A 12716-nucleotide genomic window follows, 5' to 3' on the forward strand; every position below is an offset into this window, starting at 1 on the left:
TTTCCAAACTGGTTTGATTTGCCGCAAGGTGTGAGCGGGTGCAGCATTCTACCTTTGGGTGAATATTTCACAAAGCGCGGAATGGCACCATGACAAAACGTGTTGGCACCACCCACACCGGTTCGTCAGACAGACAGCAGATATGGCATGCGATGCCTGTGGAGGTGATACACGCCACACTGGGTAGCCGCAATGCGGGGTTGTCCCGGGCCGAAGCCGCAGCGCGACGGATGGAATATGGTCCAAACAGCTTGCCTGCCCCGCGTCCGCGTTCGGCTATGATGCGTTTTGCCATGCAGTTTCACAATCTTCTGATCTATGTGTTGCTGGTTGCGGCTGGAGTTACCGGGGTGATGGGGCACTGGGTTGACACATCCGTAATCCTTGCTGTGTGTGCGCTGAATGCAATTATCGGTTTTGTGCAGGAAGGCAAGGCGGAAGAAACGCTTCGTGCGATCCGGCAGATTCTCTCGCCGCATGCGGCGGTTTTAAGGGATGGTCATCGCCAGTCAATCCCGGCCGAGGACCTTGTGCCAGGTGATGTTGTGCTGCTGGAACCGGGGGATCGTGTGCCTGCCGATATCCGTTTGACGGCTGTCAAATCGCTTCGAATTCTGGAATCCACCCTGACAGGCGAATCTGTGGCGGTGTCTAAATCGCCCGATCCGGTTACCGCTGATGCCGCGCTTGGCGACCGGGTTTCGATGGCGTTCGGCGGCACAATGGTTTCAACCGGGCAAGGGCGGGGCGTTGTTGTTGGAACCGGGCGGAATACCGAAATCGGCAAGATCAATGCCCTCCTGCACGAGGTGGTCGATCTTTCGACCCCTCTTTTGCGGCAGATGTCGCAATTTGCCAGAACTCTGACAGTCGTGATCCTGTTGCTGGCGACGATTGTGTTTGCGATCGGCGTCTGGGGGCAAGGGCTGGTTGTGCAGGAAACCTTTATCGCGGTCGTCAGTCTGGCGGTAGCAGCCATCCCCGAAGGACTGCCTGCGATCCTGACGGTGGCAATGGCGATTGGCGTGCAGCGCATGGCCGGGCGTAACGCGATTATCCGCCGTCTGCCCGCTGTGGAAACGCTGGGTGCGGTATCGGTGATTTGTTCGGATAAAACCGGGACGCTGACGCGCAATGAAATGACAGTACAATCGATCTGGCTGGCGGGCCTGCATGTAAAAGTCGACGGGATCGGATATGCGCCACATGGCGGATTTTCTATCGATGGAGGTGACCGCCCGGTTGACGATATTCCCGGCCTGATCGAACTTTCACGGATTGCCGCCCTGTGTAACGAGGCGCGTCTGTATCAGACCGACGGGACATGGCAAATTGCAGGTGATCCGATGGAGGGCGCTTTACAGGTTCTGGCCCTCAAGGCCGGGCTCGACCGCACGCACGAGCAGGGACTTTTTCCCCGAACCGATATCGTGCCATTCGACTCACAGCATAAATTCATGGCGACCCTGCATCACGATCATCAGGGCCATGACATGGTGTTCATCAAGGGAGCACCGGAAAAGATCATTGCCATGTCGACCCATGAGCGCGCCGCAGATGGTGGTGAAATCGCCATTGACGATGAAAAATGGCTTGCAGCACTTGATCGATTAGCTGAACAGGGGCAGCGTGTTCTCGGGATTGCATTCAAACCGATGCCGAAGGGGACAACGGAACTGGAATTCGACGATGTGACCGGCGGCATGGTGATCGTTGGCCTGGTCGGCATGATTGATCCCCCCCGGCCCGAGGCGATTGCAGCGGTAGCCGATTGTCATGCGGCGGGCATACGGGTCAAGATGATTACCGGCGATCATAGTGGTACGGCATGTGCGATTGGTGCACAGCTTGGCCTCGAAAACGCGGGAGCGGTTTTGACCGGGCCGCAGCTTGATGCCATGAGCGATGCAGAATTGCATGAATGTGTCAGGACAACCGACATTTTCGCCCGGACCAGCCCGGAGAACAAATTGCGCCTTGTCACTGCCTTGCAGGCACACGGGCATGTCGTGGCAATGACGGGCGATGGCGTGAATGATGCCCCTGCTCTGAAGCGTTCCGATGTTGGGATTGCGATGGGTATTTCGGGAACCGAAGCGGCAAAGGAAGCCGCTGAAATGGTTCTTGGCGATGATAATTTTGCCTCCATAGTCAATGCTGTGCGCGAGGGGCGAACGGTTTACGACAATCTCAAGAAGGCAATTGTCTTTCTGTTGCCGGTCAATGGCGGTGAATCGCTGGGTGTTCTGTTTGCCATTCTGATGGGCCTGTCCCTTCCGATTACGCCGCTTCAGATTCTGTGGATCAATATGGTCAGTTCAATCGGGCTTGCCTTGGCCCTTGCATTTGAACAGGCCGAGGAAAGCATCATGAACCGTCCGCCCCGAGATCGTGCACAACCGATCCTGTCGGGCTTCCTTTTATGGCGGATTTTATTTGTATCCTGTCTGTTCATGGCCGGGATTTTCGGTGCCTTTGAAATGGCGCTGTATCTTGGTGAAGATGTCGAAACCGCCCGTACTCTTGCGGTTAATGTGCTGGTTGCGATGGAGGTTTTTTATCTGTTCAGCGTCCGCTATCTTGCCGGGTCGTCACTGACTGTCGTCGGAGCGATGGGGACGAAGCCGGTGCTGATTGCCATCACTGTTGTGTTGGTATTGCAGCTCAGCTTTACCTATTTGCCCCCGGTTCAAAGTTTGTTTGACAGTCGTCCGGTCAGCATTCAGTACGGGATTGCGATTATCGCGACAGGTATTGGGTTATTTTTGGTGCTGGAGATAGAAAAAATACTGCGTCGCCACTGGATCGGTTAACCGGTATCTGGTCTCTCCTGACAATTACTGACAGGGGAAAGACGGGTTTTGCGGATCGGCCATTTCAATTTTGCGGTGGCTTGGGTATCAGTAAGGGCAATATTTCCTTCAGGGGGCCACCATGAATTTTGTCTTTCCCGCAGCCGCGCCGGTTACTGTTCCCGTTCAGAATTCGGATCAGCTTTTCCCGGTCAATCGTATTTTCTGCATCGGCAAAAACTATGCCGACCATGTGCGCGAAATGGGTTCCGATCCGGCCGACACCCCGCCCTGTATCTTCATGAAGCCGACGGATTGCCTCAAAGTCGGAAACGGTGATCTTGCCTATCCGTCGGGGACCGAAGACCTGCATTACGAGGGCGAGCTGGTTGTTGCCCTTGGTGCGGGCGGCAAGCATCTTGATCGTGCAGCGGTTGAAGCCGCCATTTTCGGATATGCTGCGGGACTTGATATGACACGCCGTGATGTGCAGGCAGGCCTCAAGGACCGCCGTTTGCCGTGGGATATGGCAAAGTCCTTTGATGATTGTGCCGCGATTTCGGTAATCCGCCCCAAGGCAGACGCAGGCAATCCGCAGGCAACCAATCTGAAATTGTCGGTCAATGGCACGGTCAAACAGGATGATACGACCGCCAAGATGATCTGGCCGATGGTTGACGCATTGGTGCATCTGTCGACCCTGATCGAGCTTAAGGCAGGTGATCTTTTGTTTACCGGGACGCCCGAAGGTGTCGGTCAGGTGGTGCGCGGTGACCGCATGGATGTGGTGATTGCCGATGTTGCCGAACTGTCGGTTACGTTGAAATAGAACCAATCCAGTCGGATACAGGGATTAAAGGGTCAGGGCCCAATCACCCCATCAGGAAACGGAGTCCGTTTTGAAAATCGTCAGTTGGAATATCAATTCCGTTCGATTGCGCATCGAACAGGTCGTGAAGTTTTTGGAAGAACAACAACCCGATGTGCTTTGCCTTCAGGAACTGAAATGCCCGGACGAGCATTTCCCCCATGAAGCATTTGAAGCCGCCGGTTACGTCCATCGCCATAACCACGGCATGAAAAGCTATAACGGTGTCGCGATCCTGTCGCGGTTGCCGTTTGCAGAAACCGACATCAGGCATTTCTGCGGCAAGGAAGATCGCCGTCATTGCATGGTGACGTTTGAAAACGGGGTTGAACTGCACAATTTCTATATTCCGGCCGGGGGTGATGAGCCGGATGTGACGATCAATGAAAAGTTCGCTCACAAGCTTTCTTTCCTTGATGAAATGACTGCATGGTGGGCGGAACGCCGGGTTGCCAATCCGGACCGCAAGGCCATTCTGGTCGGGGATTTCAATATTGCCCCGTCGGAAAACGACGTCTGGTCGCACAAACAGCTTTTGAAAGTTGTCAGCCACACCCCGATCGAGGTCGAGAAGCTCGAAGCATTCCGTAAATCCGGTGATTTCGTGGACTCGGTGCGTGAAATCGTCGAAGAGCCGGAAAAGCTGTTTAGCTGGTGGAGCTATCGTTCACGCGACTGGCGGGCCAGCAACAAGGGGCGTCGTCTGGATCATGTCTGGATGACGCCGAATATGGCCGGATCGGTCCGCACCGCATCGGTCTATGACCTTGCGCGTGACTGGGAAAAACCATCCGATCATGCACCGGTGGTTGTCGAGTTCAATATCTGAATACCGTTTTTTCGTCTAAAATGTCTTGATCACGGGACGTGCCGGGGTGAAGCTTCTGATTGAATCCGGAAACGAACGTCCCCAGTTCTTTAAGCAATTTTATCCCGATGAAACAAAAACAGGATACGGGCAATGAAAAAGATCCTTATCGCGTTGGCAGCCATCATTTTGCTGGTCGTTGCCGGACTGGTGTATGTCTATGTCAATCTAGACAATATCGTCAAAGCAACCATCGAAGAGGCAGGCACGCGTGTGACGCTGGCCGATGTGACGGTGGATAACGTCAAGATTGAAACCACGCAGAACACGGCATCGATTGGCGGGCTGGTTGTCGGGAACCCGGATGGTTTTGAAACCGACTATGCCTTTTCGCTAGGCAATATTTCGGTTCGACTGGATGGTTCGACGCTTACCAGCGATACGATCCGTATTATCGAGGTGATCGTGGATGAACCAAGTGTGACCTACGAATTGGGGCAGGGTTCGTCAAACATCGCGACCATTCAGCGCAATGTTGAAAGCTTTGTCCAGCGTGTCTCCGGCCCGACCGGTGCAGATGGCGACAAGGCAGATACCGCCGCCGATGACGGTTCGGGCGCCAAGGTCGTGATCGACAATGTTTATGTTCGCAATGGCAATGTCAGCGTATCGGCTGCGATGCTGAAGGGCAAAAAGCTGTCATCGGGGCTTCCGGAAATCCACCTTAAGGACATTGGCAAGGAAGAAGGCGGGGCGACCCCGGCGCAAGTTGCCGAGGAAATCATCACGGCCCTTAACACGGCGGTGTTCAAATCGGTTTCCAGCCTGAATGTCGATGGGCTTTTGCAAGGGGTTGGTGACCTTGGCAAAGGTGTCACCGGACTGATTGGTGGTGCTGCCACCGGGACTGGCGGTGTGGTCAAGGACGGCACAGGTGCCGTCGGTGATGCGGTCAAGGGACTGTTTGGCGGTTCGTCCGAATAACGGGACTCGGAACCGGAATTACGGGATATTTCAATAATATCCTTATAATCAATGTCTTGGCGGAAGGGGTGGTTGTCACTCCTTCCGTTTTCTGTTTAAGGACGAATTCTCGGCCCAGCCGCGCGGCATAAGGATAGTCCGCATATTACTGATGTGCGATTTTCTCTATCCCCCTGCTTTTTTTCATGAATTTGGTTTCCATATATTTTGGGGTGTGGAAACATTTCAGCAAAGGCCGGTGTCGTCTTGGGGAACCTTATTCGGTACTACGAACCGAACACGTTTATTTTCGGGGTCGGGTCATTTTTCCGATCTGGTCATCGACAAGGATTTACACCGCCAAACAAGGATCGATGCATTGCATCCGATCACGGGGCATTTGCCATCAAGCCGGATCAACCGGTTGGTAAAGCGCTCTTAGAATAAAACGATTGGGACTGGGATCATTATTGTCGTCATCCAGACAAGGAGTGAAGACCAATGAGAGCTAAACTGCTTTTCGCTGTTTCCGCTGCGGCATTTCTTGGTGCCTGCGCGAATATGGACATTCCGGGCGTTCGCGGAATGGCCGATACCGGATCGGCATTCGATGCAACCCTTCATCAGGCATATTCCGATCTGGCGCAGGCCGAATATGACGAAGCGGATTGGGGTGATGCACGTTACTTCACCAACCGCGCGAAAATGGCGGCGATGGGACAGGATACCGGTCCGCAGCCATTGGCAGATCGCAATCTGCCCCAGGAAGGTCTGTCCGAGATCAGTGTTGCACGGGCTGATTTGATGGCGGCTTTTGACGCGGGGGGACGTGACAAGGCACCAGAAGCCGCCGCGCGGGCCCAGGCCGGTTTCGATTGCTGGATGCAGGAACTTGAAGAAAACATCCAGAAGGAAGACATTGATAATTGCCGTGCGTCATTCTATCAGGCGCTTGCCCTTGTTCAGGCGGAATTCGATAAAAAGCCGATGGCCGCGACTGCGACCGCGCCGATGATGCCCGAACCGATGAAAATCTATTTTGCCTTTGACAGTGCCGTTCTTGGAGACAAGGCGATGCCGGTTATCGACGGGATTGTCGAGGCATATGAAAAATACGACCCGAAAATGATCAGCCTTACAGCCTATGCTGACCGGGCGGGGGATGCGATGTATAATGACATCCTTGCCAAATCGCGCGTCGATGCGGTGGTCAAGGCATTGCGTGATCATGGCGTCAGCCCGAGCCGGCTTGCCATCAGCATCAGTGGCGAGGCCAACGTACCGGTTCCGACCGCCGATGGTGTCGCGGAAAAAGGCAACAGGGTTGTTACAGTCGAATTTGAAGACGGCATGTAAGCCGACACAACAAAGAGGATGAATATATGCGGTTACTTATCGCGCTTCTGCTGCCGTGGTTGTTGTTCTTTACCATCGGGCGGCCAATTGCAGGTATCATCTGCCTGATCTTGCAGATCACCCTTCTGGGTTGGGTTCCGGCAGCAATCTGGGCTGTCTATGCGCTGAGCCAGTACAACACCGACAAAAAAATCAGCAATGCCATGGGCGGTGGGCAGGATTAATTCCCTGCAATATGTTCACGCATACTGATTGTATTGGCGGTAATGCCGCACCGTATCTGAAAGACAGGTCTTTGGGCCTGTCTTTTTTGTTAATGCATGTGGCGTCGGACGCCACCGACAAACCGGCCAATCACGCGCGATACGATAAAGCGCGTGACAATAAAGGCAGCAAATCCGGCAAGGCCAGGCCAGTACCATGCCTGAACTTCGGGGCGCGTGCTTTGTTCAACCAGCCCATAAATGACAGCAGCAACACCGGCCCCCGCCAGAAAGGCCACGCGCCTGCGATAGCGACCGATAAACGGGGCAAGTAACCACATCGTTACTTATTCCTGCACTGCCAGTCTTTGAAACCGGAGCGGTATCAATGCTGCCCGCCGCCGATATCGCGCGCCAGCCGGGCGGCAAAGTCATCGGTCATGCCCGAGATGTAATCAAGGATCGTCAGATACAGGTTGTAAAGCGGTGCGCCGACCGGCATTGAATCATTGCCGATCAGTTCGCGAACCCGTCCGGTACGATAGGAAAGCTCTGCGTCATCCCTGGCCTGATGGATTTCAAGTGCGGACTTGCAGAAGGTATCAAGCAGCGTTTCAAGGCAGGCAAAGGCCCCGACCTCGATCTGTACCTTGCGCCGGTTCAGGATGATCTGCTTTTCGGAAAACTGTTTGGCGGTGGCGATCATTTCGTTGAACGGACCATCGGCACAGGACAGAAGATCACCCGTAACCTCGCCCTTGAGGAACGGCTCCTCGCGCGTGATAAAGGCATCGGTCAGGGCATCGAGCAGCCCGGTGATGATCTTGCCGCGCAAGAAGGTCATCTTGCGCCGGATGTTGGTTTCACGATGATATTCGGCGGGAATATCATCGGGGATGCAGGGCAATAACAGGTTTTCAAAGACGCTGAAATCAACTAGTTCCAGTTCGATCCCGTCTTCTATGTCAATCAGGGCGTAACAGACATCATCGGCTGCCTCGACCAGGTAAACCAGCGGATGGCGGCAAAACGATTGCGGACCGGTGCGGATCAGTCCTGTGGCATCGGCGACCTCGGTCAGCAAATCCATTTCGCGCTGAAACGCGCCGAATTTCATTTTCTCCGGATAGGGACTTCCAATCGCCGACCATGGATATTTTACAAAACTTGCCAGCGTCGCATAGGTCAGGCGCATGCCACCGTCATAAAGGCCGCTTCGTTTATGGGTCAGTAACCTGAACCCCTGCGCATTGCCTTCAAAGGTGGTCAGATCGGCGCGTTCGGCTTCTGACAACGGGGCAAGATATTTGGGATCGGCATCCAGAAACCACTGACGCACGGCATATTCCCCGGCATGGCCAAATGGCGGGTTGCCGATGTCGTGGGCAAGGGCGGCGGCCTGGACGATGGCGGCCATGTGATCGGCTTCAATCCCGTCGGGCAGATGTCCTTTTTCCGCCAACTGATGGCCGACCATAAGCCCCAGGGACCGCGCAACACAGGATACTTCGAGGCTGTGGGTCAGGCGGGTATGCACATTGTCATTTTCGGGCAAGGGATGCACCTGCGTCTTGCGTTGCAGGCGCCGGAATGCCGACGAGAAAATGATCCGGTCGTAATCCTTGTGGAAATCGGATCGGCCAAAGGCACCGACACTTGAATGTCGTGTGCCCAGACGTGCTGGTGACAGCAATTTTTGCCAGTTCATCATCGGTCCGAATTTCCCGTATGCCAAAGTCTGTTTGCTTAATGTGGTGGTTATATGCCGGTGTTTGGTAAAGAACCGTTTTAAATTTGCAGAATCTGCAAAAGAAAACGGCGCATCGAATGACGACGCGCCGCTTTGGTTTTCCATAGAACAGGGTTGGGTTAGCTGCCCAGACCCTTTTCCATCACCAGATCAAGACGGCGGGCAAAGCTGACCGGATCGGGCAGGGCTTCGCCTTCAAGGATGCGGGCCTGATCAAGCAACAGCAGGGCGGCGTCATGAAGGATCGGGGTCTTGGCGTCCTTGATGGCAATGTCCGAAAGCTTTTTGATCAGGCTGTGTTTCGGGTTGATTTCAAGGATGCGCGGGCTGATTTCATCAACACGGTTATGCTGCTTCATCAGGCGTTCCATCCGCAAATCCATGCCGGTTTCATCGGCAATCAGGCAGCAGGCCGAACTGGTCAGGCGATCTGATTCACGAACATCCTTGATGTTGGTGCCAAGTGCTATCTTGATTGATGCGATCAGGGCATCAAGCGATGCATCGGACGCGGCATCGTCTTTCTTATCATCCTTGGCATCGTCCTTGTCGTCCGATTTGACGTCGGCCAGGTCAGCCCCGCCACGGGTAACCGATTTGAAGTCTTTTTCTTCAAACTGGCCAACAGATGGCAACCAGAATTCATCCACCGGATCGGTCAGCAGCAGGACTTCGATCCCCTTGGCGGCAAAGCCTTCAAGCTGCGGGCTGCGTTTAAGCGCATCGACGTCTTCGCCGCTGATGTAATAGATCGCCTTCTGGCCATCCTTCATGCGCGCGACATAGTCGGCAAGCGTTGTCCAGCCATCGGAATGGGTGGAACGGAAGCGTGCCAGTTTCAGGATACGGTCGCGGTTGGTGTAGTCCTCGTACAGGCCTTCCTTGACGACAGAGCCGAAGTTTTCCCAGAAGGTTTCGAAACCCTCAGAGTCTTTTTTCGATGCGGTTTCAAGTTCGGACAGCAGTTTCTTGGTCAGGCCGTTTTTGATTTTGGTCAGGACCGGATTGTGTTGCAGCATTTCGCGCGAAATATTCAGCGGCAGATCCTGGCTGTCGACAACACCGGATACAAAGCGCAACCAAGGCGGCAGAAGGTCATCCGCACCCTCGGTGATGAAGACCTTGCGAACGTAAAGTTTCAGATGGCCTTTGCGGGCCGGATCATAAAGATCGAACGGGCGCATGGTCGGCAGGAACAGAAGGCCGGTATATTCAATCGCACCTTCGGCCTGATAGTGGATCGTTTTCCACGGATCGTCGAAGGCGTGCGAATTGTGTTTGTAGAATTCCTTGTACTGCTCGTCGGTAATGTCGGATTTCGGACGGGTCCAGAGTGCCGATGCCTCGTTCAGCGTTTCGTCATTGCCGTCCGCCTTCATCAGGACAACCGGGATGCCGATATGGTCGGAATAGGTTTTGACGATATGACGCAGACGATGTTCTTCGGTGAATTCCTTGAAATCGTCGGTCAGATGCAGGGTGATCTGGGTGCCGTGGCCTTCCATTTCGGCTTCGGCGATGGTGTATTCGCCCTTGCCGTCCGATGACCATTTCCACGCCTGATCTTCACCGGCCTTTTTCGTGACGACTTCGACCTGGCCCGCAACCATGAAGGCGGAATAGAAACCGACGCCAAACTGACCGATCAGGTCAACATCCTTGGCCTTGTCGGATTTCGACAGGGCCTCGACGAATTTCGCGGTGCCCGAATTGGCAATCGTGCCAAGGTTTTCGATCAGGTCGGTCTTGTTCATTCCGATCCCGTTATCGGCAATCGTCAGAACATTACGGACGTTATCGGTCAGAAGACGAACCTTGAATTCCGAATCCCCTGCGAGCAGTTCCGGCCTGGCAATCGCCTCGTAGCGCAGCTTGTCGCAGGCGTCCGACGCATTGGAAATGAGCTCGCGCAGGAAGATGTCCTTGTTCGAATAAAGCGAATGGACAACGATATCGAGCAGGCGGCTGACTTCAGCCTCGAACCGCATTTTTTCTTCCGTCATGACCTCTGTGTTCTCCTGTAATTTCAATCCACTATGTGCAATTTGCGCTGTTGGGTCCCGATTTGGCAACCGTCAGGCAGTGCTTGATATGCGTCAACGCATCTTGCAGCGCAAGCCCTGTATCCTAAGTATATAAAAAGACGGTTTCATTACAGGGCGCGAGGCTTGCGGAAGTTGTCTTGGGTCCTGTCCTGCCCCGAAACGGCAAACGTTTCGGATAATTGCAAGGTGCAATGCCTTGTGAATGTCTCAGGCTCTATAACAGGAGGCCGCAATATGAAGGTTCCCGTTCAAATCACCTACCGTGATGTTGATCAATCAGATGCGCTGGACGAGCGGATCCGCTTCAAGGTGCAAAAACTGGAAGAAACCTTCGACCGCATGACAAGTTGTCATGTCATCGTGGAAAGACCCCATGCATCCCACGCACAGGGAAACCGCTATGCGGTTCATTTCGGAATTAATGTGCCGGGTAAGGAGATTATGGTTAAGCGCGACAGTGCCGATCATGCCCATGAGGATGTCTATATCGCGCTCAAAAACAGCTATCAGGCCGCGCGCCGTCAACTTAAGGAATATGTCGACCGGATGCGCGCCCACTAGGGTTCCTGTTAACAACAGCGAGTAATTGAAATGACGGGGCGGTCAGTTGACCGTCCCGTTCATGTTTGGGCAAACGCGATGCGGTTCGGGGCGCTACACAACGTCCGACCGCCAGCGTGGTATATCCAGCACGGGATATACCGGCAGGCAGCGCCCTTGTTGTTCATGATGCCGCGACCTCCTGCATTTCGGCCAGGACTTGCGGATAGCGACCGTCGCGCAATGTGCGCGCCCACCATTTCAAATCATTGACCATGTGTTTAAGGGCCGCCTCGGACCCGGCTTTGTCGATCGGATAACCATTCTGATCAAACCGGTCCCAGACATTGGCAAAGCTGACAACATCCCGCATGGTCACGACATGCAATTCGGCAAAAACCAGTCGCAATTGTTCGACCGCCCGCAAACCACCCGACATTCCGCCATAGGACACAAACGCCAATGGCTTTCGGCGCCATTCGGGCTTGGCGGCGTCGATCAGCAATTTCAGTTCGCCGGTAAAGCTGTGATTATATTCCGGGGTTACGATCAGAAAGGCGTCGGCTTCGGCCAAGCTGGCCTGTAGTTCGGCAACACCGGGATGCGTATTGCCGACATGACGCGACGGCAGATCAAGCTTTGCGGGGTCGATGATATCAATGGACAGGTCCGGATCATTTTTCAGGATTTCGACGGCCCATCCGGCAACCGTGTCACAGAACCGGTTTTCGCGCGCACTGCCATAGATGATAGCAAGGTTGAATGACTCTTTCATGGCGTGACTCCTTGATTATTTTGCAGCAAGGAGTAATTCTATAGAACCTTAACATTGGTTCAGGTCAATAACGTATTTAGAATGCAGCAATGCATCGTGAAAGAATGACGAAAAGGGCAGGGAAATGGGAAAAAGCGGCGTATTACATCGCTATCTCAGTGTTGGTGAGGTCGCAAAAAGAAGCGGACTTGCCGTATCGGCGATTCATTTTTACGAGCGCAAGGGGCTGATTTCCTCGATCAGAACAGATGGCAATCAGCGACGCTTTCCGCGTGGTATCCTGCGCCGGGTCGCGATCATCAAGGTAGCACAACGCACCGGCATTCCGTTGGCCGAAATCGGTAATGCGTTATCGGGGCTGCCAAATAACCGGGCGCCGACGACACAGGACTGGGAAAAGCTTTCGTCGCGTTGGCGTGATGATCTTGATAGCCGGATCGAACAATTGACCCTGCTGCGCGATCAACTCGGTAAATGCATCGGGTGTGGCTGCCTTTCCATCAGCGACTGCCCGCTTCGCAACCCGTCGGATGAATTGGCAACGGATGGTCCAGGGGCGCGGTTGCTTGAACTTGATGATGCACAGGATCACGACCCGTCAGATGGAACGTCTTGA

At 54.1% G+C, this 12716-nt stretch carries 12 protein-coding genes; 8 read left to right on the plus strand and 4 right to left on the minus strand.

Annotated elements, in window-relative coordinates; translation table 11 throughout:
* Window positions 1–89 precede the first annotated feature (89 nt).
* From LG297_RS02960 to LG297_RS02985, 6 genes are all read left to right on the plus strand, one after another.
* Window positions 90–2813 (plus strand): cation-transporting P-type ATPase, encoded by a 2724-nt coding sequence (locus tag LG297_RS02960; RefSeq protein ID WP_404424977.1) that lies wholly within the window; start codon window positions 90–92, stop codon window positions 2811–2813.
* A gap of 121 nt (window positions 2814–2934) precedes the next feature.
* Window positions 2935–3621, plus strand: a complete 687-nt coding sequence (locus LG297_RS02965) for a fumarylacetoacetate hydrolase family protein (protein WP_404424979.1) — start codon at window positions 2935–2937, stop codon at window positions 3619–3621.
* A 70-nt stretch (window positions 3622–3691) separates the two neighbouring features.
* Window positions 3692–4489: an exodeoxyribonuclease III gene (gene xth / locus LG297_RS02970; RefSeq protein WP_404424981.1), complete on the plus strand. Its 798-nt coding sequence runs from the start codon at window positions 3692–3694 to the stop codon at window positions 4487–4489.
* A 132-nt stretch (window positions 4490–4621) separates the two neighbouring features.
* Entirely contained in the window at window positions 4622–5452 is an 831-nt protein-coding gene (locus LG297_RS02975; protein WP_404424983.1) for a hypothetical protein, read from the plus strand.
* A gap of 480 nt (window positions 5453–5932) precedes the next feature.
* Window positions 5933–6787 carry an OmpA family protein gene (locus LG297_RS02980; protein ID WP_404424985.1) on the plus strand — a complete coding sequence of 285 codons (855 nt, stop codon included), beginning with the start codon at window positions 5933–5935 and terminating at the stop codon, window positions 6785–6787.
* A gap of 26 nt (window positions 6788–6813) precedes the next feature.
* On the plus strand, window positions 6814–7011 hold the full coding sequence (locus tag LG297_RS02985; protein ID WP_404424987.1) for a YqaE/Pmp3 family membrane protein: 198 nt from the start codon (window positions 6814–6816) through the stop codon (window positions 7009–7011).
* Between the two features lie 89 nt (window positions 7012–7100).
* On the opposite strand, the gene LG297_RS02990 is transcribed toward LG297_RS02985, so the two are convergent.
* The 3 genes from LG297_RS02990 to htpG all read right to left on the minus strand — a co-directional run bounded on the left by LG297_RS02990 (window position 7101) and on the right by htpG (window position 10743).
* Window positions 7101–7331, minus strand: coding sequence for a hypothetical protein (locus LG297_RS02990; RefSeq protein WP_404424989.1), 231 nt, complete (start codon window positions 7329–7331; stop codon window positions 7101–7103).
* A gap of 44 nt (window positions 7332–7375) precedes the next feature.
* Window positions 7376–8701 carry a deoxyguanosinetriphosphate triphosphohydrolase gene (locus LG297_RS02995; RefSeq protein WP_404424991.1) on the minus strand — a complete coding sequence of 442 codons (1326 nt, stop codon included), beginning with the start codon at window positions 8699–8701 and terminating at the stop codon, window positions 7376–7378.
* A 158-nt stretch (window positions 8702–8859) separates the two neighbouring features.
* Entirely contained in the window at window positions 8860–10743 is a 1884-nt protein-coding gene (gene htpG / locus LG297_RS03000) for a molecular chaperone HtpG (RefSeq protein WP_404424993.1), read from the minus strand.
* Between the two features lie 276 nt (window positions 10744–11019).
* Between htpG and LG297_RS03005 the strand changes: the two genes are divergently transcribed.
* On the plus strand, window positions 11020–11346 hold the full coding sequence (locus tag LG297_RS03005; RefSeq protein WP_062949429.1) for an HPF/RaiA family ribosome-associated protein: 327 nt from the start codon (window positions 11020–11022) through the stop codon (window positions 11344–11346).
* Between the two features lie 163 nt (window positions 11347–11509).
* Here the strand turns inward: LG297_RS03005 and LG297_RS03010 are convergent, their stop codons facing one another.
* On the minus strand, window positions 11510–12100 hold the full coding sequence (locus tag LG297_RS03010) for an NADPH-dependent FMN reductase (protein ID WP_404424995.1): 591 nt from the start codon (window positions 12098–12100) through the stop codon (window positions 11510–11512).
* A 124-nt stretch (window positions 12101–12224) separates the two neighbouring features.
* Between LG297_RS03010 and soxR the strand changes: the two genes are divergently transcribed.
* The gene (gene soxR, locus LG297_RS03015; RefSeq protein WP_404424997.1) at window positions 12225–12716 is read left to right on the plus strand and encodes a redox-sensitive transcriptional activator SoxR; all 492 of its coding nucleotides are present in this window, start codon (window positions 12225–12227) and stop codon (window positions 12714–12716) included.

The organism is Thalassospira australica (assembly GCF_044790785.1).
In the GTDB taxonomy this organism is placed as follows: Bacteria; Pseudomonadota; Alphaproteobacteria; order Rhodospirillales; family Thalassospiraceae; genus Thalassospira; species Thalassospira australica_A.

Excerpts from the sequence above, each read along its gene's own strand:
- LG297_RS02985 (WP_404424987.1), top strand. The coding sequence starts at position 6,814 with ATGCGGTTACTTATCGCGCTTCTGCTGCCGTGGTTGTTGTTCTTTACC.
- LG297_RS02980 (WP_404424985.1), top strand. The coding sequence starts at position 5,933 with ATGAGAGCTAAACTGCTTTTCGCTGTTTCCGCTGCGGCATTTCTTGGT.
- LG297_RS02975 (WP_404424983.1), top strand. The coding sequence starts at position 4,622 with ATGAAAAAGATCCTTATCGCGTTGGCAGCCATCATTTTGCTGGTCGTT.
- LG297_RS02990 (WP_404424989.1), bottom strand. The coding sequence starts at position 7,331 with ATGTGGTTACTTGCCCCGTTTATCGGTCGCTATCGCAGGCGCGTGGCC.
- LG297_RS03010 (WP_404424995.1), bottom strand. The coding sequence starts at position 12,100 with ATGAAAGAGTCATTCAACCTTGCTATCATCTATGGCAGTGCGCGCGAA.
- LG297_RS02960 (WP_404424977.1), top strand. The coding sequence starts at position 90 with ATGACAAAACGTGTTGGCACCACCCACACCGGTTCGTCAGACAGACAG.
- LG297_RS02995 (WP_404424991.1), bottom strand. The coding sequence starts at position 8,701 with ATGATGAACTGGCAAAAATTGCTGTCACCAGCACGTCTGGGCACACGA.
- soxR (WP_404424997.1), top strand. The coding sequence starts at position 12,225 with ATGGGAAAAAGCGGCGTATTACATCGCTATCTCAGTGTTGGTGAGGTC.
- LG297_RS02965 (WP_404424979.1), top strand. The coding sequence starts at position 2,935 with ATGAATTTTGTCTTTCCCGCAGCCGCGCCGGTTACTGTTCCCGTTCAG.
- htpG (WP_404424993.1), bottom strand. The coding sequence starts at position 10,743 with ATGACGGAAGAAAAAATGCGGTTCGAGGCTGAAGTCAGCCGCCTGCTC.
- LG297_RS03005 (WP_062949429.1), top strand. The coding sequence starts at position 11,020 with ATGAAGGTTCCCGTTCAAATCACCTACCGTGATGTTGATCAATCAGAT.